The sequence below is a fragment of the Nocardioides sp. TRM66260-LWL genome (assembly GCF_020075545.1).
Taxonomy (GTDB): domain Bacteria; phylum Actinomycetota; class Actinomycetes; order Propionibacteriales; family Nocardioidaceae; genus Nocardioides.
In genome coordinates, this window is sequence record NZ_JAIQZK010000002.1 from 97,472 (window position 1) to 124,223 (window position 26,752).

The 26,752-nt window shown below is 73.3% G+C and carries 25 protein-coding genes and 1 pseudogene; 12 read left to right on the forward strand and 14 right to left on the reverse strand.

What is annotated here, in order from left to right:
• The first annotated feature begins 17 nt into the window (after positions 1-17).
• The 3 genes from ccrA to K8Z61_RS06965 all read left to right on the forward strand — a co-directional run bounded on the left by ccrA (position 18) and on the right by K8Z61_RS06965 (position 4,006).
• A complete protein-coding gene (gene ccrA, locus K8Z61_RS06955; protein WP_224127866.1) occupies positions 18-1,358 on the forward strand; it encodes a crotonyl-CoA carboxylase/reductase in 1,341 nt (446 codons plus the stop codon).
• 223 nt (positions 1,359-1,581) lie between these two features.
• Positions 1,582-2,799, forward strand: a complete 1,218-nt coding sequence (locus K8Z61_RS06960) for a hypothetical protein (RefSeq protein ID WP_224127868.1) — start codon at positions 1,582-1,584, stop codon at positions 2,797-2,799.
• Positions 2,800-2,806: 7 nt separating this feature from the next.
• Complete coding sequence (locus tag K8Z61_RS06965; RefSeq protein WP_224127870.1) at positions 2,807-4,006, forward strand: AI-2E family transporter; 1,200 nt, start codon at positions 2,807-2,809, stop codon at positions 4,004-4,006.
• A gap of 6 nt (positions 4,007-4,012) precedes the next feature.
• Here K8Z61_RS06965 and K8Z61_RS06970 read toward each other — a convergent pair whose 3' ends face one another.
• Positions 4,013-5,026, reverse strand: coding sequence for a DMT family transporter (locus tag K8Z61_RS06970; protein ID WP_224127872.1), 1,014 nt, complete (start codon positions 5,024-5,026; stop codon positions 4,013-4,015).
• Positions 5,027-5,064: 38 nt separating this feature from the next.
• On the opposite strand from K8Z61_RS06970, the gene K8Z61_RS19255 reads away from it, so the two are divergent.
• Entirely contained in the window at positions 5,065-5,604 is a 540-nt protein-coding gene (locus tag K8Z61_RS19255) for a CGNR zinc finger domain-containing protein (RefSeq protein ID WP_224127874.1), read from the forward strand.
• A gap of 4 nt (positions 5,605-5,608) precedes the next feature.
• On the opposite strand, the gene K8Z61_RS06980 is transcribed toward K8Z61_RS19255, so the two are convergent.
• Positions 5,609-6,415, reverse strand: coding sequence for an alpha/beta hydrolase (locus tag K8Z61_RS06980; protein ID WP_224127877.1), 807 nt, complete (start codon positions 6,413-6,415; stop codon positions 5,609-5,611).
• A 44-nt stretch (positions 6,416-6,459) separates the two neighbouring features.
• Positions 6,460-7,260 carry an endo alpha-1,4 polygalactosaminidase gene (locus K8Z61_RS06985; RefSeq protein ID WP_224127880.1) on the reverse strand — a complete coding sequence of 267 codons (801 nt, stop codon included), beginning with the start codon at positions 7,258-7,260 and terminating at the stop codon, positions 6,460-6,462.
• Positions 7,261-7,394: 134 nt separating this feature from the next.
• Here K8Z61_RS06985 and K8Z61_RS06990 point away from each other — a divergent pair, with 134 nt between their 5' ends.
• Positions 7,395-7,814, forward strand: a complete 420-nt coding sequence (locus K8Z61_RS06990; RefSeq protein WP_224127883.1) for a PleD family two-component system response regulator — start codon at positions 7,395-7,397, stop codon at positions 7,812-7,814.
• 123 nt (positions 7,815-7,937) lie between these two features.
• On the opposite strand, the gene K8Z61_RS06995 is transcribed toward K8Z61_RS06990, so the two are convergent.
• Both K8Z61_RS06995 and K8Z61_RS07000 read right to left on the reverse strand, forming a co-directional pair.
• Positions 7,938-9,152: a 3-hydroxyacyl-CoA dehydrogenase NAD-binding domain-containing protein gene (locus K8Z61_RS06995; RefSeq protein ID WP_224127886.1), complete on the reverse strand. Its 1,215-nt coding sequence runs from the start codon at positions 9,150-9,152 to the stop codon at positions 7,938-7,940.
• 67 nt (positions 9,153-9,219) lie between these two features.
• Complete coding sequence (locus K8Z61_RS07000) at positions 9,220-9,759, reverse strand: GNAT family N-acetyltransferase (protein ID WP_224127889.1); 540 nt, start codon at positions 9,757-9,759, stop codon at positions 9,220-9,222.
• A 35-nt stretch (positions 9,760-9,794) separates the two neighbouring features.
• Between K8Z61_RS07000 and nucS the strand changes: the two genes are divergently transcribed.
• The 5 genes and pseudogenes from nucS to K8Z61_RS07025 all read left to right on the forward strand — a co-directional run bounded on the left by nucS (position 9,795) and on the right by K8Z61_RS07025 (position 12,653).
• Complete coding sequence (gene nucS / locus K8Z61_RS07005) at positions 9,795-10,478, forward strand: endonuclease NucS (protein ID WP_224127891.1); 684 nt, start codon at positions 9,795-9,797, stop codon at positions 10,476-10,478.
• A gap of 9 nt (positions 10,479-10,487) precedes the next feature.
• Positions 10,488-10,754, forward strand: a complete 267-nt coding sequence (locus K8Z61_RS07010) for a hypothetical protein (protein WP_224127894.1) — start codon at positions 10,488-10,490, stop codon at positions 10,752-10,754.
• A 31-nt stretch (positions 10,755-10,785) separates the two neighbouring features.
• Positions 10,786-10,995 (forward strand): annotated as a pseudogene (locus tag K8Z61_RS07015) (endonuclease NucS domain-containing protein); the annotation flags it as partial.
• A gap of 28 nt (positions 10,996-11,023) precedes the next feature.
• Positions 11,024-11,392: a DUF952 domain-containing protein gene (locus tag K8Z61_RS07020; RefSeq protein ID WP_224127897.1), complete on the forward strand. Its 369-nt coding sequence runs from the start codon at positions 11,024-11,026 to the stop codon at positions 11,390-11,392.
• 145 nt (positions 11,393-11,537) lie between these two features.
• Positions 11,538-12,653, forward strand: a complete 1,116-nt coding sequence (locus tag K8Z61_RS07025; protein WP_224127900.1) for an alpha/beta fold hydrolase — start codon at positions 11,538-11,540, stop codon at positions 12,651-12,653.
• 91 nt (positions 12,654-12,744) lie between these two features.
• On the opposite strand, the gene K8Z61_RS07030 is transcribed toward K8Z61_RS07025, so the two are convergent.
• Positions 12,745-14,787, reverse strand: a complete 2,043-nt coding sequence (locus K8Z61_RS07030) for a protein meaA (RefSeq protein WP_224127903.1) — start codon at positions 14,785-14,787, stop codon at positions 12,745-12,747.
• A 68-nt stretch (positions 14,788-14,855) separates the two neighbouring features.
• Positions 14,856-15,467, reverse strand: coding sequence for a hypothetical protein (locus tag K8Z61_RS07035; protein ID WP_224127906.1), 612 nt, complete (start codon positions 15,465-15,467; stop codon positions 14,856-14,858).
• A gap of 68 nt (positions 15,468-15,535) precedes the next feature.
• Between K8Z61_RS07035 and K8Z61_RS07040 the strand changes: the two genes are divergently transcribed.
• Positions 15,536-16,108 (forward strand): cob(I)yrinic acid a,c-diamide adenosyltransferase, encoded by a 573-nt coding sequence (locus tag K8Z61_RS07040; protein WP_224127908.1) that lies wholly within the window; start codon positions 15,536-15,538, stop codon positions 16,106-16,108.
• Positions 16,109-16,126: 18 nt separating this feature from the next.
• Here K8Z61_RS07040 and K8Z61_RS07045 read toward each other — a convergent pair whose 3' ends face one another.
• The gene (locus K8Z61_RS07045) at positions 16,127-17,347 is read right to left on the reverse strand and encodes an MFS transporter (protein WP_224127910.1); all 1,221 of its coding nucleotides are present in this window, start codon (positions 17,345-17,347) and stop codon (positions 16,127-16,129) included.
• A gap of 90 nt (positions 17,348-17,437) precedes the next feature.
• Here K8Z61_RS07045 and K8Z61_RS07050 point away from each other — a divergent pair, with 90 nt between their 5' ends.
• Complete coding sequence (locus tag K8Z61_RS07050; RefSeq protein WP_224127912.1) at positions 17,438-20,617, forward strand: DEAD/DEAH box helicase; 3,180 nt, start codon at positions 17,438-17,440, stop codon at positions 20,615-20,617.
• On the opposite strand, the gene K8Z61_RS07055 is transcribed toward K8Z61_RS07050, so the two are convergent.
• From K8Z61_RS07055 to atpA, 6 genes are read right to left on the reverse strand one after another with little or no spacing between them, the layout of a single operon-like run.
• A complete protein-coding gene (locus tag K8Z61_RS07055) occupies positions 20,614-21,843 on the reverse strand; it encodes an MFS transporter (RefSeq protein WP_224127914.1) in 1,230 nt (409 codons plus the stop codon). The two genes, K8Z61_RS07050 and K8Z61_RS07055, sit on opposite strands and share 4 nt — an antisense overlap.
• Positions 21,840-22,277 (reverse strand): DUF2550 domain-containing protein, encoded by a 438-nt coding sequence (locus K8Z61_RS07060; RefSeq protein WP_224127916.1) that lies wholly within the window; start codon positions 22,275-22,277, stop codon positions 21,840-21,842. Before K8Z61_RS07060 ends, K8Z61_RS07055 begins: the two co-directional genes overlap by 4 nt.
• A 29-nt stretch (positions 22,278-22,306) precedes the next feature.
• Positions 22,307-22,708: a F0F1 ATP synthase subunit epsilon gene (locus K8Z61_RS07065; RefSeq protein ID WP_224127918.1), complete on the reverse strand. Its 402-nt coding sequence runs from the start codon at positions 22,706-22,708 to the stop codon at positions 22,307-22,309.
• Positions 22,708-24,162 (reverse strand): F0F1 ATP synthase subunit beta, encoded by a 1,455-nt coding sequence (gene atpD / locus K8Z61_RS07070; RefSeq protein WP_224127920.1) that lies wholly within the window; start codon positions 24,160-24,162, stop codon positions 22,708-22,710. The genes K8Z61_RS07065 and atpD overlap by 1 nt, the downstream gene beginning before the upstream one ends.
• A gap of 15 nt (positions 24,163-24,177) precedes the next feature.
• On the reverse strand, positions 24,178-25,095 hold the full coding sequence (locus tag K8Z61_RS07075) for a F0F1 ATP synthase subunit gamma (RefSeq protein WP_224127922.1): 918 nt from the start codon (positions 25,093-25,095) through the stop codon (positions 24,178-24,180).
• 1 nt (position 25,096) lies between these two features.
• Positions 25,097-26,725, reverse strand: coding sequence for a F0F1 ATP synthase subunit alpha (atpA, locus tag K8Z61_RS07080; protein WP_224127924.1), 1,629 nt, complete (start codon positions 26,723-26,725; stop codon positions 25,097-25,099).
• Positions 26,726-26,752 lie beyond the last annotated feature (27 nt).

A 26,752-nucleotide genomic window follows, 5' to 3' on the forward strand; every position in this document is an offset into this window, starting at 1 on the left:
TGCCCCAGGAGCCTGACGTGCAGCACATTCTCGATGCCATCACCGCCGACGGCACGACCAGCGAGGACTTCGCGAACCTCGCCCTGCCCGAGTCGTACCGGGCCGCCACCGTCCACAAGGACGAGGTCGACATGTTCGAGGGCGTCGCCTCGCGCGACAAGGACCCGCGCAAGTCGATCCACGTCGAGGACGTCGCCCTGCCCGAGCTCGGCCCCGGCGAGGCGTTCGTCGCCGTCATGGCCAGCGCGATCAACTACAACACCGTGTGGACCTCGATCTTCGAGCCCGTCTCCACCTTCGGCTTCCTCGAGCGCTACGGCCGGCTCTCCGAGCTCACCAAGCGCCACGACCTGCCGTACCACATCGTCGGCTCCGACCTCTCCGGCGTCGTGCTGAAGGTCGGCCCCGGCGTCACCAAGTGGAAGCCGGGCGACCGCGTCGTCGCGCACTGCCTCTCGGTCGACCTCGAGGGCCCCGACGGCCACGACGACACGATGATGGACACCGAGCAGCGCATCTGGGGCTTCGAGACCAACTTCGGCGGCCTCGCCGACATCGCGATGGTCAAGGCCAACCAGCTGATGCCGAAGCCGGAGCACCTGACCTGGGAGGAGGCCGCGACCCCCGGCCTCGTCAACTGCACCGCCTACCGCCAGCTGGTCTCGAAGAACGGCGGCGCCATGAAGCAGGGCGACAACGTCCTGATCTGGGGCGCGTCCGGCGGCCTCGGCGGCTTCGCGACGCAGTACGCCCTCAACGGCGGCGCCACCCCGATCTGCGTGGTCTCCAACGAGGAGAAGGCCCAGATCGCCCGCAAGATGGGCGCGGAGCTGATCATCAACCGCTCCGAGGAGCAGTACCGGTTCTGGAACGACGAGAACACCCAGCAGAACCCCAAGGAGTGGAAGCGCTTCGGCGCCAAGATCCGCGAGCTCACCGGCGGCGAGGACATCGACATCGTCTTCGAGCACCCCGGTCGCGAGACCTTCGGCGCCTCGGTGTTCGTCACCCGCAAGGGCGGCACCATCACCACCTGCGCGTCGACCACCGGCTACATGCACGAGTACGACAACCGCTACCTGTGGATGAACCTCAAGCGGATCATCTCCAGCCACTTCGCCAACTACCGCGAGTCGTGGGAGGCCAACCGCCTCATCGCGCAGGGCAAGATCCACCCGACCCTGTCGAAGACCTACGCGCTCGAGGAGGTCGGCCAGGCGTCGCTCGACGTCCACAAGAACGCCCACCAGGGCAAGGTCGGCGTCCTGTGCCTGGCGCCCGAGGAGGGCCTCGGCGTGCGCGACGAGGAGCTCCGCGCCAAGCACATCGACAAGATCAACATCTTCCGCGGCGTCTGAGCCCCCCGCACCACGCACAGCGCCCGCAGGCCCTCCCCGGATCCGTCCGGGGAGGGCCTGCGGCCGTCCGGACGCGTCCGGACGACGCGCCGCGACCCGCGGGCCTGAGAGGCGCCTGTGAAGGACGTCCGGGGCCGCGGGCCGGGTGGGAATCGCACCGGCCGGTGCGCGAGGATGGGGCCACACCCAGCCAGCCCACGCCACCGGAAGAGGTGCTCCACACATGAGCGACCAGGGTCTGTCCATCTTCGACGACGAGCCGCAGGGCGCGGACTCCGAGAAGACCCAGGTGATCCCGGCCCAGCCGGCCGGGCAGCCGGTGCCCCCCGCTACGCCGCCGTCGGCCGCACAGCCGCCGACGCCGCCGAGCCCGCCCACCCAGCCTGTCCAGCCGGCCCAGCCGGTCTCCCGGCCGCCGGTCGCCCCGGCGCCCGTGGCCCGCGCCGCGGCTCCCGGCTTCCCCGTCGTGCGCCGCAACGGCTACGACATCGCCGCCGTCGACGCCCGCGTGCAGCAGCTGCTCGGCGAGAAGGCCGGGCTCGGCTCGAGCCTGGCCGAGTCCGAGCGCCGGGTCATCGAGCTCGAGGCGGCGCTGGAGAAGGCGCGCACCGAGATGGCCGAGATGGAGCGGCCTTCCTACGCCGGTCTCGGCGGACGCGCCTCGGCGATGCTCCGCCTGGCCGAGGAGGAGGCCGAGGAGATCATCGACACCGCGCGCCGCGAGGCCGAGGAGATCCGCGCCTCCGCCACCCGCGACGCCAAGGCCACCCGGGCCGACGCCGCCCGCGAGGCCGAGGACATGCGCGTGGTCCAGCTCCGCGAGCTCGACGAGCAGCGCACCCGCGTGCTGGCCGACGCCGAGCAGGAGCGCACGCTCGCCCGCGCCGAGGCCGCCGACACCCTGGCCTCGGCCCGCCGCGAGGCCGACCAGGTGCGCCTGGCCGCCCAGCAGGAGGCCACCGAGATGCGCACCGGCGCCCAGCGCGAGGTCGAGCAGGCCCGGGCCGCCGCCGACCGCGAGGTCACCGAGGCCCGCCGGGCGCTGGCGGTGGAGAAGGAGCGACTCGCCCGCGAGGCCACCGACCACCACAACAGCGCCATGGCCGAGACCCAGCGCCTCGTCCGCGAGGCCGAGGAGCGGGCCGCCGGCGCGGAGGAGCGCGCCCAGCAGGCCACGGCGCACGCCACCGAGGCGCGGCAGGCCGCGCAGACCGACGCCGAGGCGCTGCTCGCCCGGGCGCGCCGCGAGGCCGAGCAGATCGTCACGGCGGCCCGCACCCAGGCCGAGTCGATCGCCGCGTCGGGCGACGCCGAGGCCGAGCGCGAGCGCACCGCGCTGCGCCAGGAGGTCGACCGCCTGGCCAAGCGTCGCGACGCCATCGCGGCGCAGCTCGCCGCGCTGCGCGACGTCGTCTCGGGCTTCACCGAGGACGAGGGCTGATCCGCCGATGAGCGCGGGGAGCGGGCACGACGAGCCGCCCGAGCAGGACGCCGCCACCGACGACCGCTCCCCCGCCCGTCCGGACCATCCGGGCCTGGTGATCGAGCCGACCGAGACCGGCCAGGCCGACGTCGGCCTGGTCGGCGGGCCGAGCTACCTCGGCGAGCCCGGCCCCCCGCTCGACCGCTCCAACCCGTACCTGATCGGGCTCCTCGGCGGCCTCGGACTGCTGACGGCCTACGTGCTGGGGCAGGCCGTCGCGACGATCGGCTCGGTGATCGTGCTGGTGGTCGTCTCGGCGTTCCTCGCCGCCGGCCTCCACCCGGCCGTGCTCGCGCTCGAGCGGCGCGGCCTGCGCCGCGGCGCCGCGCTGGTCGTCGTCATCGTCGCGGTGCTCGGCGTCGTCGCGCTCTTCCTCGTGGCGATCGTCCCGGTGATCGCCGACCAGGTGCAGTCGATCACCGACCGAGCGCCCGAGCTGTTCGCCCGACTGCGCGACAACGAGGTCGTCCGCTCGCTCGACGCCGAGTACCAGGTGAGCGAGCGGGTGCAGGCCTACCTGACCAAGGGCGACGTGATCGGCGCGCTGTTCGGAGGCGTGCTCGGCTTCGGCCTGGCCGTGGTGGGCGCGCTGTTCAACGTGTTCATCGTCGTCGTGCTGACGCTCTACTTCCTCGCCGGCATGGAGACCATCAAGACGGCCGTGTACCGGCTCGCGCCGGCGTCCCGTCGTGACCGCGTGAGCCGCCTGGGCGACCGCGTGCTGCTGAGCGTCGGCGGCTACGTGTCGGGCGCCTTCGTCGTCGCGCTCTGCGCGGGGCTGAGCTCGCTGGTCTTCCTGTTCGCGATCGGGCTGGGCGAGTACGCCGTCGCCCTGTCGTTCGTGGTGCTCGTGCTCGACGTCGTGCCGATGATCGGCGCCACGATCGGCGCGGTGATCGTCTGCGCGATCGCCTTCGCCACCGACACCCAGGCCGGCATCGCCTGCGTGGTCTTCTACGTGCTCTACCAGCAGGTGGAGAACTACCTGGTCTACCCGCGGGTCATGGCGCGCTCGGTCGACGTGCCGGGGCCGGTGACGGTCATCGCCGCCCTGATCGGCGCGGCGCTGCTCGGCGTCGTCGGCGCGCTGCTGGCCATCCCGACCGCCGCGGCCGTCCTGATGCTCGTCCGCGAGGTCTTCGTGCGTCGCCAGGACGCCCGCTGACGCAGGTCAGACGGCCGGCGCCTCGTCGACCGGCGGCAGGACCTCGACCTCGGCCGTGCGCCGCTCGCCGAGCTTGACGCCGACGACGCCCACGAGGATCAGCAGGCCGCCGGCCATCTGCACCGGACCCGGGAGCTCGCCGAGCAGCAGCCAGGCGAAGAGCACGGCGCTGACGACCTCGAGCAGGGCGACGAAGGACGCCAGGCGCGAGCCGAGCAGCCGGCTGGCCTGGATGCCGGAGGTGTAGGCGAGCGCGGCGGTGACCAGGCCGAGCACGACCAGCGGCACCCACCAGGCGACGGCGTGGCCGGAGTAGCCGGCGTCGGCGGTCGAGGCCTGCATCGGGAGCAGCCCGACGGCGCCCAGCGCGCCGAGGCTCACGGCGCCGACGGTCAGGCCGCCCGCGGCCAGCGAGATCGGCGGGAGGCCGTTGCCCTCGTCGGCGGAGATCAAGAAGTAGACCGCGCAGCCGACCATGGCCGCGAGCGCCCAGGCGACGCCGACCAGGCTCACCGACGCGCCGGCGAACAGGTCGAGCACGAGCACCAGGCCGAGCGCCGCGACGCCCGCGCCGACCAGCGTCAGCGCCCCGGGACGCTGACCGTGGCGCAGCCACATCCAGGCCACGACCGCCGCCGGGGCGGTGTACTCGATCAGCAGGGCGGGGCCGACCTGCATGTGCTGGACGGCGGAGAAGTAGCAGAACTGGGCGGCCGCCACCGCGAGCACGCCGTAGAGCGTGATGGTCAGCAGGTTGCCGGTGACCAGCTCCCAGCGACCGCGCAGCGCCCGCAGGCCGAAGGGCAGGACGACGGCCGCGGCCAGCGCGACGCGCACCAGGACGATGGAGCCCGGCGTCCACCCGGCGTCGAGGAGGCCGCGCGCCAGCGCGCCGGACATGCCGAAGGAGGCCGCCGAGACGACGGCCCACAGCAGCCCGGCGCCGGTGCGCGACAGGGCCGGGCCGGAGCCGTCCCCGTAGCCGCGTCCGGACCGTGCGTCATGAGTCATCGTCGTCATGACACATGACAGTACGGGGGCCTTGGTAACCTGTCAAAGTGCCGTTCACCCATGACACCGAAGTGGCCCTCCAGGCGGCCGCCGTGCTCGTGAACACCGCCCAGGAGCCCGACGAGCTGACCACGGTCGCGGAGCTGCAGCGCTTCCTCGAGGAGCACGAGTACACCGGTCGCCGCGACCTCACCGTCGACGAGCTCGACGCCGTCCGGGACGTCCGCGCGACCCTGCGTCGCCTGCTGACGGCCGATCGCGAGGGCGCGGCGGCGCTGGTCAACGAGCTGCTCGCCGAGGCCCGCGCCGTGCCCCAGCTCGTGCGCCACGGCGACTACGACTGGCACATCCACGCCACCCCGCAGGACGCCCCGCTCGTCACGCGGATCGTCGTCGAGACCGCCATGGCGATGATCGACCTGATCCGCGCCGACGACCTCTCGCGCCTGGGCCTGTGCGCCGACGACGACTGCGACGGCATCGTGCTCGACCTCTCCCGCAATCGGTCGAAGCGGTTCTGCTCGACCACCTGCGGCAACCGCAACGCCGTGGCGGCCTACCGAGCCCGGCAGGCCGGCTCGGACTGAGGCCTCACTCCCCCGGCCGGCTCCCCGGCTCGGGCACCGGGACGCCCTCGTAGGCGGCCAGGTTGTGCGCGTTGTACGCGCTGGTGTCGGCGGTCTCCATCGGGCCGTCCCACTCCCGCGGCAGCGGCACCGCGACGCCCGGCGTCACGCGCGCGACGATCGCGTCGAGCACCCGCTCGGCGTCGCCGACCCACAGGTGCCGGCTCCCCTCGAACCCGACGACCTCCGCCTGCGGCACCGCGGCGAACCGCTCCCGGGCCGCCGGCGGCTGCAGGTAGTCGTCGTGCTCGGGGACGAAGGCGTGCAGCGGCCGGCCGTCGCGCGCCCAGGCGTCGAGGTGCTCGGGACGGGAGAACCGCAGCGGCGGCGAGAGCAGGATCGCCCCGGCGACGCCGGGCTCGAGGCCGTACATGAGCGCGAGGTCGGTGCCGAAGCTCCACCCGACGACCCAGATGTTCGGCAGGTCCTCGAACTCGGCGTGCTCGATCGCCGCGGCGACGTCGAAGCGCTCGCCGATGGCGCCGTCGAAGGCGCCCTCGCTCGTGCCCTGCTGCGACCAGGTGCCGCGGGTGTTGAACCGCAGCACCGCGATGCCGGCGAGCGCCGGCAGCCGGAACGCGGCCTTGCGGTAGAGGTGGCTGTCCATCATGCCGCCGTGCGTGGGCAGCGGGTGCAGGCAGACGAGCGTCGCGACCGGCTCGCGGTCGAGCGGCACGGCGAGCTCGCCGACGAGGTGCAGGCCGTCGGCGGTCTCGAGGCTCAGCGGGGTGCGCCGGGCCGGCAGGACGGAGTTCGCGCGGATCAGGGCCACGGCTCAGAACCCTAGGCCCCTCCGCGCGCGGGTCCGCGGGGACCTCAGCACCAGGCGTGGACCCCGTCGGGGGTGAGACCGCGGTCGCGCAGCACCACCGGGTGCGAGGCCCCCCAGCCGGCGCAGGTGCGGTCGAAGTCCGCGCGGCGGTACTCGACCATCAGCACCTGCGAGCCGTAGTGGCGCACGTACTCGCCGCACTCGGCGTAGCGTCCGCACTCCTCCGCCACGGCGAGGTCGAAGCCGACGCGACGACCGTCGAGGTCGGCGAGGTTCTTCTGCGCCACCGCCAGACCCGCGGCGTGCCCGCGCGCGGCGAGGAGGCGGGCGTAGGCCAGCGCCTGGCCGCGCGTCAGCAGGCCGTCGGACCGGGTGTAGGAGTCGAGGTTGTCCAGCTCGACGGCGTCGAAGCCGCGCCGGGCGCAGCCGTCGAGCCAGGGGCCGACGATCCGCAGCAGCGCGGCCCGCGTCGCCGGCGTGCGCAGGTCGAGCAGCACCTCGCCCCACGCCTCGTCGACCACGGGACGACCGCCGCGGCGCAGCAGCAGCGACGGGTGGCGCCGCCACAGCGCGCGCTCGTCGGGCTGGGTCTGGAACGCGTTCACGTAGCAGACGCCGTACCGGCCGGGCGCCGGCCGGGAGCGCCGGTCGCGCACCACGATGCCGACGTCGGCGGGCACCGGCGCGGCGCCGCCGAGCTGGTAGTCGACGTCGGCGTCGGCCGGGAACGGGCGCACGGCCGCTCGGGCGCCGGTCGAGCCGGCCGCCGAGGCGAGCGCCAGCAGGACGGGCAGCACGAGCAGCACCGGCAGCACCCGGAGGACGACGAGCAGCGGACGACGCACGACGTCACGCTACGTCCGCGTCACCCCATGCGTCAGCCGGACGTCCGGAGCCTCAGGTCGCGCGCGGCGCGGCCGATCGTCCCAGGAGCGAGCGGCCACGGACGGCCCTCGGGGCGCGGGGAAGGGACTCTCGGATGCGGGTGCTCGTGGTCGACGACGACCCCGATCTCGGCCTGCTCGTCGAGCTGTTCCTCGTCCGCGCCGGCCACCGGGTGGTGCTCGCGGCCGACGGCCTGGAGGCCCTGGCCCTGCTCGACCAGTGCGCCATCTCCGGGGACGCCGTCGAGCTCGTCGTCCTCGACTGGACGATGCCCCGCCTGGACGGCATCGGCCTGTGCCGGGCCGTCCGCGCCCACCCGCGCCACCACGGCCTGGGGCTGCTCATGGTCACGGCGCTGGCCGACCTCACCACGCCGACGGCGGCCGGCGCCGACGCGGTGCTGGCCAAGCCGTTCACCGGCGCCCGACTGCTGGCCGCGGTGGACGGCGTCGCCGAGACGATGCGCCGGCGCGACCCGCTCGGCGGCGGACGCACGCTCGACCTGCCGGGCTGAGGATCGGACCACCCGGGATCACCGGGACCACCCGGCCCCGGACGCACACGAGGCCCCGGGGGACCCGGGGCCTCGTGCGTCGCGCCGACATCGGCGCAGCGGGGTGAGATGAGCTCGTGGGACTCAGCGGTAGTCGTGGAACCCGTGCTTCGTCTTGCGTCCCAGCCTGCCCTCGGCGACGACCTGGCGCAAGGTGTCGGCCGGGGTGAGGCCGGGCTCGCGGAACTCGCGCAGGAGCTCCTCCTGGATCGCCAGCGAGACGTCGTTGCCGACCACGTCGAGCAGCTGGAAGGGGCCCATCGGGAAGCCGGCCTGCTCCTTGATCGCCTCGTCGATCACGGTGAGCTCCTCGCCGGTCTCCGAGAGCTTCACGGCGTCGTTGAGGTACGGGAAGAGCAGCGCGTTGACGATGAAGCCGGCGCGATCGCCGCACGACACCGCGACCTTGCCGGTCTTGGCGCACAGGGCGCGGACGGTCTCGTCGACGTCGGCGCCGGTCTGGCTCGTGGTGACGACCTCGACGAGCTTCATCACCGGGGCGGGGTTGAAGAAGTGCATGCCGATGACGGCCTCGGGGCGCTGGGTGACCTCCGCGCACGAGGTGATCGGCAGCGAGGAGGTCGTGGTGGCCAGGATCGCGCCGGGCTTGCAGATGCGGTCGAGGTCGGCGAAGAGCTCCTGCTTGATCGCGAGGTCCTCGGCGATCGCCTCGACGACGATGTCGACGTCGGCCAGCGCGGCGCGGTCGGTGGCGCCGGTGATGCGGCCGAGCACGGCGGCCTTGGTGTCCTCGTCGCTGCGGCCGCGCTCGATCAGCTTGTCGAAGGACTTCGCGATGAACGCCGAGACGCCGGCGACCTTCTCCTCGCCGCGGCCCACGACCACCACGTCGTAGCCCGAGGCCGCGAAGACCTGGACGATGCCCGAGGCCATGGTGCCGGTGCCGACGACGCCGACGGAGCGGACGTCGTGGCGCAGCTGCGGCGCGTCGTCGGCCGAGGGGGTCTCGGCGTCCGCGGAGACCGCGCCGTCGGCGTAGGAGTAGAAGCCCTTGCCCGCGGCGACGCCGGTGGCGCCCTGGCCGACGAGCGACTCCAGCAGGTCGGCCGGCTTGTGCAGCGGGTCGCCGCTCTCGGCGAAGCGGGCGGCGAGCGCGTCGCGGACGACGTCGAGGCCGATCTCGTCGAGCACCGTCAGCGGGCCCTTGGGGTAGCCGCAGCCGAAGCGCATGGCGGCGTCGATGTCGGCGCGCGAGGCGTACTTCTCCTCGTACATGCGCACGGCGTGGTTCAGGTAGGGGTAGATCAGCGTCTCGGCGATCTGCGCGGCGGAGGTCATGGCGCCGATGGTTCCACAGGTGCTACCGGCTGGTAACCGAATCGTCCGGTGTGCGGGATCACCTTCCCTACAACCGGACGCCCATCGCCACCCGCACGCCGTGGGCGTCGAGCCCGTGCGCCTGCTCGGCCGCGCGCAGGGCGGCCAGCCAGGGCTCGGCGAGGCGCGCGTCGTCCAGCGGCTCGAAGCCGAGGCGGGCGTAGAGCGGGGCGTTCCACGGCACGTCGCGATAGGTGAGCAGCGTGAGCTCGCGGAACCCGGCCCACCGCGCCTCCTCGCGCACGGCGGCGACGAGCGCTCGGCCGATCCCCCGCCCCTGGTGCTCGGGCAGCACCGAGAGCTGCTCGAGGTGCGCGTGGCCGTCGAGGACGAGCAGGTGCGCGAAGCCGACCGGCTCGCCGCCGGCCTGCTCACCGCCGGCGGCCGCGGCGACCAGCAGCGTCCCGGCGTCGTCGCGCTGCGCGCCGGTGGGAGGCGCGCCGGTGAGGGCGGGCGCCGGGCCGAGCAGCGCCTCGTACTGCGGGCCGCCGGAGGCCTCGATCGCGGCGAGGTGCCGCAGGTCGCTGGGCCGGGCCAGGCGGATGCGGACGTCGCTCGATGCGCTCATCGGGCCAGCCTAGGAGCGGGGTAGATTCACCGCCCGTGAGACTCGTCGTCGCGCGCTGCCAGGTCGACTACGCCGGCCGCCTCTCGGCCCACCTGCCGATGGCCACCCGCGTCCTGATGCTCAAGGCCGACGGCTCGGTGCTCGTGCACTCCGACGGCGGCTCCTACAAGCCGCTGAACTGGATGTCGCCGCCATGCACGCTGCGCGAGGGCACCGCCGAGGACGGCCGCCTGGAATGGACGGTGACCTCGAAGACCGACGACACCCTGCGCATCCTCATCGACGAGGTGCTCCACGACACCAGCCACGAGCTCGGGCTCGACCCCGGTCTGCAGAAGGACGGCGTCGAGAGGCACCTGCAGGAGCTGCTCGCCGAGCACCCCTCCACTCTCTCGCCCGGCCTCACCCTGGTGAGGCGCGAGTACCCCACCGCGATCGGCCCCGTCGACCTGATGTGCCGCGACGCCGACGGCGCCTCGGTGGCCGTGGAGATCAAGCGGCGCGGCGAGATCGACGGGGTCCTTCAGTTGGAGCGGTACCTGGACTTGCTCAACCGCGATCCCCTGCTCACGAGCAAGGGGCCGGTGCGTGGGATCTTCGCGGCGCAGGAGATCAAGCCGCAGGCGAGGGTGCTCGCGACCGACAAGGGCATCTCGTGCGCCCTCGTGGACTACGACGCCCTGCGGGGCCTGGACGACCCCACCGAGCGCCTGTTCTAGGGTCTGGCCATGGTGCCGCACGGACCCCCGAATACTCCGGGCTGGACCGTCATCGGCGGACGACGCGAAGGCGACTCTGTACCGGACCTGCCGGAAGACGTCTGGACGCGCCGGTGGGCAAGGACCGACGAGACCATTCGCGTCAGCGATCCGATCCATGGCAGGCAGTTGACACTTGATGTGACGTCGGTCGCGGCCGGAGACCGAGTAGTCACGTTCGCGGTCCGCGAGGTCTCGAACGGGGTCTATCTGTTTGCGCTCCCCCTGGGCAACTGACCCGAGCGGTCCATCGGTGCCTTCGGTGAACGTCGACGGTGTCGAGCAGCTCACGCACTACCTCGAGCTCCTCAACCGCGACCCCCTGCTCACCACCAAGGTCCCCGTGCGCGGCGTCTTCGCCGCCCAGCTGATCAAGCCCCAGGCACGGGTGCTCGCCGAGGACCGCGGCATCGCCTGCGTCACCGTCGACGACGACGCGCTGCGCGGGCTGGACGACGGGGAGCACCGGCTCTTCTGAGCGGCCGCGGCCGCCCTACCGTGGGCGCATGAGCCTGCCCGACCGCCTGTTCCACGTCGCCCTGGTCTCCGAGTGGGAGGCCGCGCTGCGCGTCGGCAGCTACGAGCGCTCGACGCGGGGCTTGAGTCTGGCGGACGTCGGCTACCTGCACGCCAGCCGCGAGGACCAGTGGCGCGGCGTGCTCGAGCGGTTCTACGCCGACGTGGAGGAGCCGCTCGTCCTGCTCGAGATCGACCCGGCGCGGGTCGACGTCCCGATCGTCGAGGAGCCCGCCGACCCGAGCGCGACGTCCGGTCCCGGCACGGAGCTCTTCCCACATCTCTACGGTCCGCTGCGCACCGACGCCGTCGTCGCGGTGCACCCGCTGCTGATCAGGGAGGGCGAAACCGGTCGATGACAGGCGAAGTTTCGCCCGTCATCGATCGGTTTCCCCGGTCGGCCGGGGAAACCGGTGACGCGTGGGACGCACGGGACGCGACCGTAAGCAGCCTCACATACCGACGGTCTGTGACCTACCGTCCTATTGACATAGATTCAATGGCATGTCACGGACCCTGCTCTCCCCCCGCGCGTCCCTGGCCCCCGCGGCCCTCCTCGCCACCGCGATCGGCGCGCTCCTGCCCCTGACCCTGCTCCCCGCGACGCCCTCGAGCGCGGCCCCGAGCGCCCGCGCGGCGTCGACGAGCACCTCGCAGAAGGCGCCGAGCATCGTGCGCCGCGACGTGTCGTTCCTCGTCGACAACACCACCACCGGGTCGGGCCTGCCGTGCTCCACCGACGGCCGGGCGTACCGCGTCCGCGGCACCCTGATCGGCACCTACGACCAGGTCAACGGCTACGACGGCGGCACGCTCACCAACGTCCTGGTGCACGACGCCGGCACCGGCGCGTGGTTCTGGGACCTCCCGAGCCAGCGCCGCTACGACTACGCCGGCGGCCTCGCGCGCGCAGGGCAGCTCGTGCTCGTGCTCGACCGGCTGGGCTACGACGCAAGCCGGCTCTCCGACGGCCGCGCGACCTGCATGGGCGCGCAGGTCTCGATGCTCCACCAGGTGATCCAGAAGCTCTACGGCGGCGACTACCGCTACGTGTCGGCGAAGGACGGCCCGAACCCGCCGGCCGCGCAGCGGATCGTGGTGCACGGCCACGGCACCGGCGCGGCGATCGCGGCCACCGAGGCCGGCCGCTACCAGGACGTGAACGGCGTCGTGCTGATGTCGTGGGCGCGCACCGCCTCGAGCACGGCCCAGCGCGAGCTCGACCGCCAGCAGCAGCAGTGCGGCAGCCGCGACTTCGCGTCCTTCGGCGCCACCCGGGCCGCGTTCGCCCGCCTGCTCTTCGCCTCCGCCCCGAGCGCGGTGCGCGAGGCCGCCGAGCGGCGCCGCAACGGCGTGCCCTGCGGCGACGTGGGCTCCCAGCAGCTGCTCGACGGGACGTCGGGCAACGCCACGCAGCGGGTCACCGCACCGGTGCTGCTGCTGAACGGCACGCGCGACGCCCGCCAGGCCGCGGGCTCGATCGACGCCCAGAGCCGCGCGTTCCCGCGCAGCCGGGGCGTCTCCCACCGCACCTTCGCCGGCGCCGGCTCCGCGCTGCCGCTCGAGGCGCAGGCCCCGCAGGTCCGCAGCGCGGTGGTGCGCTGGCTGCGCTCGCGCTGAGCGCGCCCGCCGTCGCGCGGACCGACGCCGAAGGGCCGGTGACCTGGAGGTCACCGGCCCTTCGGCGTCGTGGTGCGTGGAGCGGCGTCGGTCAGTCGAGGCCGTTGGCCCGGCGGATGACCTCGACGATGCCGCCCATGATCTCGGTGAGGCCGAAGTCCTTCGGCGTGTAGACGGCCGCGACGCCCAGCTCGACGAGCCGCTTGCCGTCGGAGTCGGGGATGATGCCGCCGACGATCACCGGCACGTCGGAGAGGCCGGCCTCGCGCAGGCCCTCGAGGATCGCGGGCACCAGCTCCATGTGCGAGCCGGAGAGGATCGACAGGCCGACGCAGTGGACGTCCTCGGCCACCGCGGCCGAGACGATCTGCTGCGGCGTCAGGCGGATGCCCTGGTAGATGACCTCGAACCCGGCGTCGCGCGCCCGGACGGCGACCTGCTCGGCGCCGTTGGAGTGGCCGTCGAGGCCCGGCTTGCCGACCAGCAGCCGCAGCCGACCGCCCAGCTCGTCGCCGGTGGCCTTGACCCGGTCGCGCACCGCGGTGAGGTCGGCGCCCGCCTCGGCGACGCCGACGGCGCCCGCGACGCCGGTGGGGGCGCGGAACTCGCCGAAGACCTCGCGCAGGGTGCCGGCCCACTCGCCGGTCGTCGCGCCGGCACGGGCGGCCGCGAGCGTGGCGGTCATCAGGTTCGCGTCGGTCTTCGCGGCCTCCGCGAGCGCCTGCAGCGCGGCCTGGACGGCCGACTCGTCACGCTGGGCCTTCCACTCCGCCACCGACGCGAGCGCGGTCTTCTCGGCCTCGGGGTCGGCGACCATGATCGCGCCGTCGAGGTCGGAGGTCAGCGGCGAGGGCTCGGTGGTGGTGAACTTGTTGACGCCGACGATCACCTCGTCGCCGGACTCGATGCGCGCCCGGCGCGCGGCGTGCGCGGAGACGAGCTCCTGCTTCATGTAGCCCGAGTCGACGGCCGCGATCGCGCCGCCCATGGCCTGCACGCGGTCCATCTCGGCCCGCGCGGCCGCGACCAGCTCGGCGGTCTTGGCCTCGACGACGTGCGAGCCGTCGAAGATGTCGCCGTACTCCAGCAGGTCGGACTCGAAGGCCAGCACCTGCTGCAGGCGCAGCGACCACTGCTGGTCCCACGGACGCGGGAGGCCGAGCGCCTCGTTCCACGCCGGCAGCTGCACGGCGCGCGCCCGCGCGTTCTTGCTCAGCGTCACGCCGAGCATCTCCAAGACGATGCGCTGCACGTTGTTCTCCGGCTGCGACTCCGTCAGGCCCAGGCTGTTGACCTGGACGCCGTAGCGGAACCGGCGCATCTTGGGGTCCTGCACGCCGTAGCGCTCGCGGGTGATCTCGTCCCACAGCTGGACGAAGGCCCGCATCTTGCAGGTCTCCTCGATGAACCGGACGCCGGCGTTGACGAAGAAGGAGATGCGGCCGACGACCTTCTCGAAGTCGTCCTCGGCCACCTGGCCCGACGCCTTGACCCGGTCGAGCACGGCGATGGCGGTGCACAGCGCGTACGCGAGCTCCTGGGCGGGCGTGGCCCCGGCCTCCTGCAGGTGGTAGCTGCAGATGTTGATCGGGTTCCACTTCGGGATCTGGTTGACCGTGTAGGCGATCATGTCGGCGATCAGCCGCAGGGAGTGCTCGGGCGGGAACACGTAGGTGCCCCGGGAGAGGTACTCCTTGATGATGTCGTTCTGCGTGGTGCCCGCGAGCTGGGCGGCGACCTCGTCGGGGCTGAGGTCGGGGTTCTGCTCCTCGGCGGCCACCTGGTAGAGCGCGAGCATCCACATCGCGGTGGCGTTGATCGTCATCGAGGTGTTCATCGACGTCAGCGGGATCTGGTCGAAGAGCTTGCGCATCTCGCCCAGGTGCGGCACCGGCACGCCGACCTTGCCGACCTCGCCCCGCGACATGATCGAGTCGGGGTCGTAGCCGGTCTGGGTCGGCAGGTCGAAGGCGACCGACAGACCGGTCTGGCCCTTCGCCAGGTTGGTGCGGTAGAGCTCGTTGGACGCGGTGGCGGTCGAGTGGCCCGCGTACGTCCGCATCACCCAGGGCTTGTCCTTCGGGCGCGCGGTCGACGTCGGGGCGCTGCTCGAGGGGCTCGTCGACTCGGTCATGTGGGTCAGGGTAAGGCTCGGATCACCCCGCGGAGACCGTCGTCCGCGAGCGCGGAGTCGGACATGCGTCACACCGTGGCCGGTATGCGGACGCGCTCCTCCCCGTCACGACGCGCCAGCGCGGCCGCCAGGACGCCGGTGCCGACGCCGATCAGCGCCATGCCGAGCGCCCCCTGCGGGGCGAAGATGTGGTCGCTGCGCACCAGGAGCGCGCCCGGCACGAGCAGCAGCCCGACCAGCGCCGTGCGCGGCGACCCCCGCAGCACGCGGTCGGCCGTCAGCGCGAGCGCGAGGACGACCAGGCCGGCGGCCCCGATCCGGTCGAGCGGGTGGCCGAGCTCGAAGAGCTGGCCGACCGACGGCGGCAGCTCCCCCGGGCCGGTCTGCCGGGTGACCCAGCCGGCCGCCATCCCCGAGACGAGGTCGAGGCCGGTGTAGAAGGTCGCGTAGACGTAGGCGGCGACCCGCACGAGCCAGGCGACCGGGTCGCGGCGCCCGGTGACCAGCCGGATGGCGGCGACGCCGACCAGCGGGAAGACCACGAGACCGGCGACGTGCAGCGACATCCACGTGTCGGCGGTGTCGTAGGAGAGGTCGTGCGGGTGCAGGAGTCCGGCCGCTCCGAGGGTCAGGCCGGGGAGGGCCAGGAGCAGCGGTTCGAGACGACGCGACGAGGGCACGCCCTCGAACCTAGCCTGCGATGCGAGCGGCGGCCGGACGCCCGCGCGCGGCCGTCTACGCTCGCAGCATGGTGAACCTGACGCGCATCTACACCCGCACCGGCGACGCCGGCGAGACCCGGCTCGGCGACATGAGCGTCACCACCAAGAACGACCTGCGGCTGCACGCCTACGCCGACGTCGACGAGGCCAACGCCGCGATCGGCGTCGCCCTGGCGGTCGGCGACCTCGCCCCGGACGTCGCGGCGATCCTCACCCGCGTGCAGAACGACCTCTTCGACGTCGGCGCCGACTTCTGCACCCCGATCGTCCCCGACCCCGAGTACCCCCCGCTGCGGATCACCCAGGACTACGTCGACCGGCTCGAGGCCTGGTGCGACGAGTACAACGAGCAGCTCGAGCCGCTGCGCTCGTTCATCCTCAACGGCGGCACCGCCGGCGCAGCCCACCTGCACGTGGCCCGCACCGTGGTGCGACGGGCCGAGCGCGCCGCCTGGGCGGCCTACGAGGTGCACGAGGCGACGATGAACCGCCTCGCGATCACCTACCTCAACCGGCTCTCCGACCTCGTCTTCATCCTCGCCCGCCACGCCAACCTCGAGCGCGGCGACGTGCTCTGGGTGCCGGGCGGCGAGCGCTGAGGCGAGGCCCCGGCCCGCTCAGCGCGCCAGGGACGGACGCAGCCGCAGCGTCCACACCGTGAGGCCGACGAGGGGCAGCACGACCCCGAGCACGCAGACCCCCGTCCAGCCGGCGCTCTCGTGCAGGACGCCGGTGAGCGCGGAGGCGACGGCGGCGGTGACGAAGACCGAGCCCATGAAGACGGTGTTGATCCGGGCCCGCGCCTCGGGGCGCAGGGCGTAGATCTCCTGCTGCGCCATCACCTGGTGGCACTGCACGGAGAGGTCGAGGAGCACGCCGGCCAGGCCGAGCAGGATCACGCTCCCCTGGCCCAGCCCCGCGAGGGCGAAGGCGCCCGCGGCGAGCAGGAACATCAGGCCGGACGCCGACCGGCCGCGGCCGGCGTCGGCGAGCCGTCCGCCGAGCGGCGCGGCCGCGGCGCCCGCCGCACCCACCAGGGCGAAGACGCCGATGCCCGCCTGGCCCAGACCGTGGTCGTCGGCGAGCTCGTAGCCGATCGCGGTCCAGAAGGCGCTGAACGCCGCGAACATCGTGGCGTGGGAGAGCGCCCGGGCGCGCAGCACCGGCTCCTCCCGCAGGATCGTGACGACCGAGGCCAGCAGCGAGCGGTAGCCGCCGTCGTGCTCGGGGCGTCGCTCGGGCAGCGTGCGCCGCAGCACGAGCGCGAGCACGACCATCAGGACGGCGGAGACCACGTAGACCGACCGCCAGCCCAGCGCGTCGGCCAGCAGGCTCGAGACCGTCCGGGCCAGCAGGATGCCCAGCAGCAGGCCGCTCATCACCCGGCCGACGACGCGGCCGCGCGCCTCCTCGGGCGCCAGGTGGGCCGCGAACGGCACCAGCACCTGGGCGACCACCGACGTCACGCCGATCAGCACCGCGAGCGCCGCGAACACCGCGAAGGACGGCGCCGCGGCCGCGCCCGCGAGGGCCACCGCCGTGCCGAGCAGCACCCGCGTGACCAGGGCGCGGTTCTCGATCAGGTCGCCGACCGGCAGCACGAGCAGGAGCGCCGCGGCGTAGCCGAGCTGGGTCAGCGTGACGACGAGGGTCGCGGTGCCGCGGCCCACGTCGAAGGAGCCGGCGATCGCGTCGAGCAGCGGCTGGGAGTAGTAGAGGTTGGCCACCGTGGCGCCGCACGCGACGGCGAGCACGAGGGTCAGGCGGCCGAGGGGGAGGTCGGCGCCGGCCGTGGTCGACGGGACGGGAGCGGGACGGGTCCGAGAGGGGCTGCTCACTGCGACGTCAACCGCCGACCGCCCGGCCCGATTCCACCGCCGATCCCCCGGCGGGGTGGGCACGCGGACGGCTGACAGGATGGGCCGGTCATGGACATCGCCGCCGAGCTCGCCGCCGCCGATCCCGCCGCGCTCTTCGGCGAGCGGGAGGCGCAGGCCGGCGCCGCGTACCTCGCCGAGGGGCGCATCCTCTACGCGCAGGTGGCGGGGCGCGACGACGACCGCTGGACCGCGCGCGGCTTCGCGCACGGCAGCGGACGCCAGACCTACTCGGTGTCAATGGAGGCCCGGCTGCGCTCGGGACGCCTGAGCGTCGCGACCACCTGCAGCTGTCCCGTCCACGCCCAGTGCAAGCACGGCGCCGGGCTGTTCCTGGCAGTGCGTCCGGCCCCCGAGCCGGTGGCCCGCGGCTGGCGCGAGGAGCTCGAGGACCTCGCCGCCGCCGTCGCCCCGGCTGCCCGCCCCGAGCCGAGGGCCGTGGGGCTCGAGGTCGCGTGGGAGGCCGCGCCCTACGGCGCCGGCGAGCGCCGGCTGACCCTGCGGCCGATGCGACCCGGCGCCCGGCAGGGCTGGGTGCGCACCGGGCTCGGCTGGGGCGACCTGCCCCGGGCGGCCGCCTCGGGCCAGTACGTCCCGGCCCAGCTCGCCGCGGTCGAGCGGCTGCGCGCCGCGCTGATCACCGGCGGACGCCAGTGGCACGCCACCCGGTTCAACCCGACCCTGCGCGACTTCGGGCCGGAGGTCGTCCGGCTGCTCCGCGAGGCGCGGGACGTCGGCGTGACGCTGCTGGCGGCCGAGCCGCTGCCGCCCGTCGTCGTGCTCGACGAGCCGGCCGCCCTCGGCGTCGACGTCACCCGCGGCGAGGGCGACGCGCAGGTGCGGGTGGGGCTCACGCACGAGGGCGGCTTCTGGGCCGGGGAGCAGGTGCTGCTCGTCGGCGACCCCGCGCACAGCGCCGGGCTGCGCGACGGGGGTCGCCTGGCGCTCGTCGCCCTCGCTCGCCCCCTGCAGGGGGCGGCGCTCTCCGCCGTGCTGCGCGACGCGCCGCTGACCGTGCCGGCCGCGGAGGTCGACCAGCTCACCGACCGCCTGGGCGCGCTGACCCGCGCCCTGCCGGTCGTCTCCACCGACGGCAGCGTCGAGGTGCCCGAGAGCCCCGCGCCGCGGCTGGAGCTCACCGTCCGCTGGCACGACGCGGTGCGCGCCGAGATCGCCTGGGACTGGCGCTACGCGAGCCTCGGCACCGTCCCGCTGGGCGCCCCGGCCACCCCCCGCCTGCTGCGCGATCCGGAGGCCGAGGAGGTCGTCGTCGCCCAGCTCGACCCGCCTCCCGGCGCGTCCCGGCAGGAGCTGGTCGGCTCGGAGGCGTTGACCCTGGCGCTGGTGTCGCTGCCCGCCTGGCGCGCGGCCGGCGTCGAGGTGGTCGAGCACGACGCCCCGACCTTCCGCGAGTCCACCGAGGCGCCGCAGATCTCCCTGGCCGTGCGCGACGAGCTGCAGACCGAGCCGGGCGACGAGCACCGTCCCGACCACACCGACTGGCTCGACCTCGAGGTGATGATCACCGTCGAGGGCCACCGCATCCCGCTGGCGCACGTCGTCGAGGCGCTCACCCGGGGCCACACCCGGCTCGTGCTGCCCGGCGGTCTGTGGCTGAGCCTGGAGCGGCCCGAGCTGGCCCGGCTCGCCGAGGTCGTCCGCGAGGCCGCCGAGCTGCGCCCCGCCCCGGACGGCGCCGTGCGGGTCGGCACGCGCGATCTCGGGCTGTGGGCCGAGCTCGCCGACCTCGGCGCGATCGACGCGGCGGCGGCGCAGTTCGTCCGGCGGGCGCTGGCGCTGCGCGACCTCACCGAGGTGCCCCGGCCGGAGCCGACCGGCGTCACGACGGAGCTGCGGGGCTACCAGCGCGAGGGCTTCTGGTGGCTCGCGCTGCTGTGGGAGCACGGCCTCGGCGGCGTGCTCGCCGACGACATGGGGCTGGGCAAGACCCTGCAGGTGCTCGCGCTGATCGCCCATGCGCGGGCGCGGGACGCCGGCCCGTTCCTCGTCGTCGCGCCCACCAGCGTCGTGCCGGGGTGGGTGGAGCAGGCCGCGCGTCACACGCCCGGACTCCGCGTGGTCGGCATCGACTCCGGCCGGCGCGGCGGCCCCGGGCTGGCGGAGCTCGCGCGGGAGGCCGACGTCGTCGTCACCAGCTACACCCTGCTGCGTCTGGACGCCGCCGCCTACCACGCGCTGGAGTGGGGCGGGCTGGTGCTCGACGAGGCGCAGCAGGTGAAGAACCACCGCAGCCAGGCCCACGCCGCGGTCCGGGGCGTGCGGGCGCCGTTCGCGCTCGCGGTGACGGGTACCCCGTTCGAGAACCGGCTGATGGAGCTGTGGTCGCTGCTCTCGATCGTCGCTCCGGGGCTCTACCCGCGGCCGCGGGCCTTCCAGGAGTCGGTCGTCCGGCCGGTCGAGCGCAACGGCGACGCCGCCGCGCTGGCCCGCCTGACCCGCCGGATCAAGCCGTTCGTGCTGCGCCGCACCAAGGAGCGGGTCGCCGCCGACCTGCCGCCCAAGCAGGTGCAGGTGCTGCCGGTGGAGCTCTCCGCCCGGCATCGACGCGTCTACGACACCCACCTGAACCGCGAGCGGCAGCGGATCCTCGGCCTGGTCACCGACGACTTCGACCGCAACCGCGTCGCGATCCTGGCCGCCCTGACCCGGCTGCGCCAGCTCGCCCTGGACCCCGCCCTGGTCGACGAGGACCACGCCGAGGTCGGCTCCGAGAAGGTCGAGGTGCTCGTCGAGCACCTGCGCGAGCTCGCCGCCGAGGGCCACCGCGCGCTCGTCTTCAGCCAGTTCACCTCGTTCCTGCGCCGCGTCCGCGAGCGGCTCGAGGCCGAGGGCCTCGGCTACGCCTACCTCGACGGCTCGACCCAGCGCCGCGGCGAGGTGGTCGAGCGCTTCCGGGCGGGCGACGCCCCGGTGTTCCTGATCAGCCTCAAGGCCGGCGGCACCGGCCTGACGCTCACCGAGGCCGACTACGTCTTCGTGCTCGACCCGTGGTGGAACCCCGCGGTGGAGGCCCAGGCCATCGATCGCAGCCACCGCATCGGCCAGCAGCGGGCGGTGCACGTGTACCGGCTCGTCGCCACCGGCACGATCGAGGAGAAGGTGCTCGCGCTGCAGGAGCGCAAGGCGCAGCTGTTCGCGCAGGTCGTCGATGGCGAGGGCGCGCTCTCCGAGGCGATCACCGCCGACGACGTCCGCGGTCTGCTGGGCTAGGCCGGGGCTGTCCCGGGCGCGCGTCGCACGGCGGCCACCGTCAGCGCCGCCGGCACCATGAGCACGGCGACGGCCAGCAGCGACTCCAGCGTGCCGACGGCGTCGCCGAGCCGGCCCAGCAGCGGCGGCCCGGCCAGGAACGCGCCGTAGCCGATCGTCGAGACGACGCCGACCCGCAGCGCCGAGCGCTCGGGATCGTCGGCCGCCGCGCTCATGCCGACCGGGAAGCCGAGGGACGCGCCGAGGCCCCAGAGCAGGATCCCGACCACGGCCACCGCTCCCCCGGCGACGCCGTCGATCCGCGAGGCCCCCACCGTCAGCAGCACGCCGACCCCGGCGGCGGCCGAGCACGCCCAGAGCACGGGGGCCCGGCCGACCCGGTCCAGCGCCACCGGGCCGAGCAAGCGGCCGGTGGTCATCGCGACGACGAACGTCGCGAAGCCGGCCACGCCGAGCCAGTGCGGGGCGCCGTAGCCGTCGATCAGCCCCAGCGTCAGCCAGTCGTTGGCCGAGCCCTCCACCACCGCGAACGCCAGCACCATGACGCCGATCGCCAGCGTCCGGGGCTCGGTCCAGGGCGAGCGGCCGGCCCGGCGCGCCGTGGGGTCGGCACCGTCGTCCTGCCTGCCCTCGGCATCCCCCGCGGCGCCCCCGATCGCCGCAACGCGGGCCGAGGCGAAGCCGGCCGTGGCCGACAGCGTCGCCGCCGCCACCAGCACCGCACCGCCGACCAGGTGCGCCAACAGCGGGACGTCCAGCGCCGTGACGACGATGCCGACCCCGGCGCCGGCGAAGGACCCGAGGCTCCAGCCGGCGTGGAAGCGCGGCATGATCGTGCGGCCGAGACCGCGCTCGACCTCCGCCGCCTCGACGTTCATGGCGACGTCCCAGCTGCCCACGCCGGCGCCGTAGAGGAACCAGCCCGCGGCCGTGACCGGCACGCTGCCCGCCGCGACCCCGAGACCGGCCACCACGAGGCCCACGACGTCGAGGCCGAGGCCGAGACGGACGATCGAGGCGGCGCCGAACCGCGCCACCAGCCGCCCGGTGAGCGGCAGGGCCAGCAGGGAGCCGGCGGAGATCGCCAGCAGCAGGACGCCGAGCGCCCCGTTGCTCAGGGACAGCCCCGAGCGGACGTCGGCCAGCCGGGAGACCAGGCAGGCGAACAGGAACCCGTTCGCCCCGAAGACGACCGCCACGGCGACGCGGGGCTCGAGCGTCCTCACGGCATCTGGGCGCCCGGCGGCTTCGCCTCGAGCCAGGCCTGGAAGCCGGTGAGCGAGGCCGGCGCCATCGCCAGCTCGACGTCGCCGACCGGACCCTCGCACACGATCACGACGTGGTCGGGGTAGAGCGACATCTCCTCGGGGCCGACGGCGTCGCGTCGACCCGCGTACACCAGGTCCGAGCGCTCCCAGGAGATCTTCGGCCGGGCGGCGAGGGAGAAGAAGCGGAACCACTCCAGCCGCTCGCCGGAGTAGCGCCCGACCCCGAGCAGCCAACCGCGCCCGGTCCGAGTGGACCGGGCGCGGTAGCTGAGCTCGAAGGTGCCGCCGTCACGGGCGATGACCCGACGCCGCACGACCAGGGCGAGGCCGTAGGCGACGAACAGCCCGAGGAGCGCGCCGACGGCGTCGAGCGCGAGCTCCCACCACGGCATCCGGACTCCCTACGACGGTTGCGGGGAGCCTAGCGGGTCGCCGCGCGCGCCTTCTCGACGGCCCTGATGCGGGCCTCGGCCTGACGGATCCGCTGCTCCCGCTCGTCGCCGGCCGGCAGGGCCTCCGCCTCGGCGAGCGCGGTCTCCGACTCGTCCAGGGCGATCTCCTCGGCGAGCAGCACACGCTCGGAGAGGATCGAGACGCGGTCCTGCGCCACCGAGAGGAAGCCGCCGTCGACGGTGGCGACGACGACCCCCTCGGCGGTGTTGATCTCCACCACGGCGTCGGTGAGCAGCGAGAGCAGCGGCGCGTGCCCGGGGAGCACGCCCACGTCGCCCTCGACGGTCCGGGCGATCACCATCGTCGCCTGACCGGACCACACGATGCGGTCGGCGGCGACGAGGGCGATCTCGAGGACGGCGTCGCTCATCAGAGGCTCTTCTGGATCTCGGCCCACTTCTGCTCGACGTCGTCCAGACCGCCGCACATGAAGAAGGCCTGCTCGGCCACGTGGTCGTACTCGCCGTCGGCGATCTTGTTGAACGCCTCGATCGTGTCGGCCACCGGGACGGTCGAGCCCTCGATGCCGGTGAACTGCTTGGCGACGTAGGTGTTCTGCGAGAGGAACCGCTGGATGCGGCGCGCCCGCGACACGATGATCTTGTCCTCCTCGGACAGCTCGTCGACGCCGAGGATCGCGATGATGTCCTGGAGCTCCTTGTTGCGCTGCAGGATCTGCTTGACGCGGATCGCGCAGTCGTAGTGCGCCTGACCGATGTACTGCGGGTCGAGGATCCGCGAGGTCGACGTCAGCGGGTCGACGGCCGGGTAGATGCCCAGCGAGGCGATCTCGCGGGACAGCTCGGTGGTGGCGTCGAGGTGCGCGAAGGTGGTGGCCGGGGCCGGGTCGGTGTAGTCGTCGGCCGGCACGTAGATCGCCTGCAGCGAGGTGATCGAGTGACCGCGCGTCGAGGTGATGCGCTCCTGGAGGGTGCCCATCTCGTCGGCGAGGTTCGGCTGGTAGCCCACCGCGCTCGGCATGCGGCCGAGCAGGGTGGAGACCTCCGAGCCGGCCTGGGTGAACCGGAAGATGTTGTCGATGAACAGCAGCACGTCCTGGTTCTGCACGTCGCGGAAGTACTCCGCCATCGTGAGCGCCGAGAGGGCGACGCGCAGACGCGTGCCCGGCGGCTCGTCCATCTGGCCGAAGACGAGCGCGGTCTGACCGAGGACGCCCGCCTCCTCCATCTCGACCATGAGGTCGTTGCCCTCGCGGGTGCGCTCGCCGACGCCGGCGAACACCGACACGCCACCGTGGTTGCGCGCCACGCGGGCGATCATCTCCTGGATGAGCACCGTCTTGCCGACGCCCGCGCCGCCGAACAGGCCGATCTTGCCGCCCTGCACGTACGGGGTGAGCAGGTCGATGACCTTGATGCCGGTCTCGAACATCTGGGTCTTCGACTCCAGCTGGTCGAAGGCCGGGGCCTTGCGGTGGATGCCCCACCGCTCGGTGGCCTCGAAGGTCTCGCCCTCGGCCAGGTTGAGCACGTCGCCGGTGGCGTTGAACACCTTGCCGAGCGTCGCGTCGCCGACGGGCACGGTGATCGGCTTGCCGGTGTCCTGCACCTGCGCGCCGCGGACCAGGCCGTCGGTGGGCTTGAGCGAGATGGCGCGGACCATGCCGTCGCCGATGTGCTGCGCGACCTCGAGCGGCAGCACCGCGGTCTCGCCGCCGAGGGTGATCTCGGTCTCGAGCTTGTTGTAGATCTCCGGCATCGCGTCGACGGGGAACTCCACGTCGACGACCGGGCCGATCACGCGGGCGATGCGGCCCACGGAGCCGCCGGCCTGGGTGGTGGTCTCTTCAGCAGTAGCAGTCATGGTTCTTCTCCACAATCAATCGCTGGCGGCGGTGGCATCGGCCAGCGCGTTGACGCCACCGACGATCTCGCTGATTTCCTGGGTGATGCCGGCCTGGCGGGCCTGGTTGGCGATGCGCCGGTACTTCTTGATGAGCTCGTCGGCGTTGTCGGTGGCCGACTTCATCGCCTTCTGCCGGGCCGCGAGCTCGGACGCCGCGGCCTGCAGGAGGCAGAAGAAGATGCGGCTCTGCACGTACTGCGGGAGCAGCCCGTCGAGGACGGCCTCGGCCGACGGCTCGAACTCGTACAGCGGCAGCAGCTCGCCCTCGGCGGGCGGCTCGGTGCCCTCGACGACCTCCAGCGGCAGCAGGCGCACCGCGGTGGGCTCCTGCGTCAGCATCGAGACGAAGCGGGTGTAGACGACGTGGACCTCGTCGACGTCGACGCCCTCGCCGCCCTCCTCCGCGAGGAAGGCCGCGATCAGCGTCTCGCCGATCTCGGCGGCGACGTCGTAGCTCGGCTGGTCGGAGAAGCCGGTCCACGCCTGCACGACCGGACGGTTGCGGAAGCGGAAGTACGCCTCGCCCTTGCGTCCGGCGATGTAGGTGAGCACCTGCTTGCCCTCGTCGCGGAGCTTCTCGGCCAGCCGCTCGGACTCCTTGAGCACGCTCGAGGAGTACGCGCCGGCGAGGCCGCGGTCGCTCGTGACGACGAGGATCGCCGCCCGACGGGGGTTCTCCGGCTCGGTGGTGAGCGGGTGGTCGACGTTCGAGAACGTCGCCACCGCCGACACCGCCCGGGTCAGCTCGCGCGCGTAGGGCGCGGCCGCCTGGGCCCGCTGCTGCGCCTTGATGATGCGGGACGCAGCGATGAGCTCCATGGCGCGCGTGATCTTCTTCATCGACTCCGTCGACTTGATCCGCGCGCGGTACTCGCGCAGCGAAACGGCCACGTCAGCCCCGCTTCTGCTTGACGATCGTCTCCTGGCCCTCGTCCTGCAGCGCCTCGGCCTGGGCCTCGGTGCCGGCCTTCACGCCGCCGCCGGAGCCCTGGAACTGGGTCAGGAAGGAGTCGTAGGCGGCCGTCAGGCCCTCCTCGACCTCGAACTTGAGCGTCTCGCGGATCGAGGCGAGCACGCCCTCGTGCGAGCGGCGCAGGTACTCGAGGAACTCCTGCTCGAAGCGGAGGACGTCCTCGGTCGCGATCGCGTCGAGGCGGCCGGTGGTGCCGAGCCACAGCGAGACGGTCATCTCGTCGACCGGGTAGGGCGAGTAGGCCGGCTGCTTGAGCAGCGCCATCAGCCGCTGACCGCGGGCCAGCTGCTGCTTCGACGCGGCGTCGAGGTCCGAGGCGAACATGGCGAACGCCTCCATCGCGCGGAACTGCGCGAGGTCGACCTTCAGCGAGCCGGTGACGTTCTTCATCGCCTTGGTCATCGCCGCGCCGCCGACGCGGGAGACCGAGACGCCGACGTCGATGGCCGGACGCTGGTTGGCCGCGAACAGGTCGGACTGCAGGAAGATCTGGCCGTCGGTGATCGAGATGACGTTGGTCGGGATGAACGCCGAGACGTCGTTGGCCTTGGTCTCGATGATCGGCAGACCGGTCATCGAGCCCGCGCCGAGGTCGTCGGAGAGCTTCGCGCAGCGCTCGAGCAGGCGGCTGTGCAGGTAGAAGACGTCGCCCGGGTAGGCCTCACGGCCCGGCGGGCGGCGCAGCAGCAGCGACACGGCGCGGTAGGCCTCGGCCTGCTTGGTCAGGTCGTCGAAGACGATCAGGACGTGCTTGCCGTCGTACATCCAGTGCTGGCCGATGGCCGAGCCGGTGTAGGGCGCGAGGTACTTGAAGCCGGCGGAGTCGGACGCGGGCGAGGCGACGATGGTGGTGTACTCCAGCGCGCCGGCCTCCTCGAGGGCGCCGCGCACCGAGGCGATGGTCGAGCCCTTCTGGCCGATGGCGACGTAGATGCAGCGGACCTGCTTCGTGGGGTCGCCGGACTCCCAGTTCTGCTTCTGGTTGATGATCGTGTCGATCGCGATCGTGGTCTTGCCGGTGGCGCGGTCGCCGATGATCAGCTGACGCTGGCCGCGGCCGATCGGCGTCATGGCGTCGATCGCCTTGATGCCGGTGGCCAGGGGCTCGTGCACCGACTTGCGCTGCACGACGGTGGGGGCCTGCAGCTCCAGGGCGCGACGACCGGTGGTGGCGATCTCGCCGAGGCCGTCGATCGCGTTGCCCAGCGGGTCGACGACGCGGCCGAGGTAGCCGTCGCCGACGGGGACCGAGAGGATCTCGCCCGTGCGGCGGACCGTCTGGCCCTCCTCGATCTTGTCGAAGTCACCGAGGATGACGACGCCGATCTCGCGGTCCTCGAGGTTCAGCGCGAGGCCCAGGGTGCCGTCCTCGAACTCGAGCAGCTCGTTCGCCATGGCCGAGGGCAGGCCGCTGACGCGGGCGATGCCGTCACCGGCGGAGGCGACGGTGCCGACCTCCTCCTTGGAGGCGGCCTCGGGCTGGTAGTCGGCGACGTACTTCGCCAGTGCGTCGCGGATCTCCTCCGGCCGGATGGAGAGCTCCGTCATGGTGGTGCCTTCTCTCTTGTCTGTCGT

What these genes read in the sequence shown, in the direction of transcription:
- K8Z61_RS06960 (WP_224127868.1), top strand. Translation starts at nt 1,582, where the DNA reads ATGAGCGACCAGGGTCTGTCCATCTTCGACGACGAGCCGCAGGGCGCG.
- K8Z61_RS06965 (WP_224127870.1), top strand. Translation starts at nt 2,807, where the DNA reads ATGAGCGCGGGGAGCGGGCACGACGAGCCGCCCGAGCAGGACGCCGCC.
- K8Z61_RS06970 (WP_224127872.1), bottom strand. Translation starts at nt 5,026, where the DNA reads ATGACGACGATGACTCATGACGCACGGTCCGGACGCGGCTACGGGGAC.
- K8Z61_RS06990 (WP_224127883.1), top strand. Translation starts at nt 7,395, where the DNA reads ATGCGGGTGCTCGTGGTCGACGACGACCCCGATCTCGGCCTGCTCGTC.
- K8Z61_RS06995 (WP_224127886.1), bottom strand. Translation starts at nt 9,152, where the DNA reads ATGACCTCCGCCGCGCAGATCGCCGAGACGCTGATCTACCCCTACCTG.
- K8Z61_RS07000 (WP_224127889.1), bottom strand. Translation starts at nt 9,759, where the DNA reads ATGAGCGCATCGAGCGACGTCCGCATCCGCCTGGCCCGGCCCAGCGAC.
- K8Z61_RS07010 (WP_224127894.1), top strand. Translation starts at nt 10,488, where the DNA reads ATGGTGCCGCACGGACCCCCGAATACTCCGGGCTGGACCGTCATCGGC.
- K8Z61_RS07020 (WP_224127897.1), top strand. Translation starts at nt 11,024, where the DNA reads ATGAGCCTGCCCGACCGCCTGTTCCACGTCGCCCTGGTCTCCGAGTGG.
- K8Z61_RS07025 (WP_224127900.1), top strand. Translation starts at nt 11,538, where the DNA reads ATGTCACGGACCCTGCTCTCCCCCCGCGCGTCCCTGGCCCCCGCGGCC.
- K8Z61_RS07030 (WP_224127903.1), bottom strand. Translation starts at nt 14,787, where the DNA reads ATGACCGAGTCGACGAGCCCCTCGAGCAGCGCCCCGACGTCGACCGCG.
- K8Z61_RS07040 (WP_224127908.1), top strand. Translation starts at nt 15,536, where the DNA reads ATGGTGAACCTGACGCGCATCTACACCCGCACCGGCGACGCCGGCGAG.
- K8Z61_RS07050 (WP_224127912.1), top strand. Translation starts at nt 17,438, where the DNA reads ATGGACATCGCCGCCGAGCTCGCCGCCGCCGATCCCGCCGCGCTCTTC.
- K8Z61_RS07060 (WP_224127916.1), bottom strand. Translation starts at nt 22,277, where the DNA reads ATGCCGTGGTGGGAGCTCGCGCTCGACGCCGTCGGCGCGCTCCTCGGG.
- K8Z61_RS07065 (WP_224127918.1), bottom strand. Translation starts at nt 22,708, where the DNA reads ATGAGCGACGCCGTCCTCGAGATCGCCCTCGTCGCCGCCGACCGCATC.
- atpD (WP_224127920.1), bottom strand. Translation starts at nt 24,162, where the DNA reads ATGACTGCTACTGCTGAAGAGACCACCACCCAGGCCGGCGGCTCCGTG.
- atpA (WP_224127924.1), bottom strand. Translation starts at nt 26,725, where the DNA reads ATGACGGAGCTCTCCATCCGGCCGGAGGAGATCCGCGACGCACTGGCG.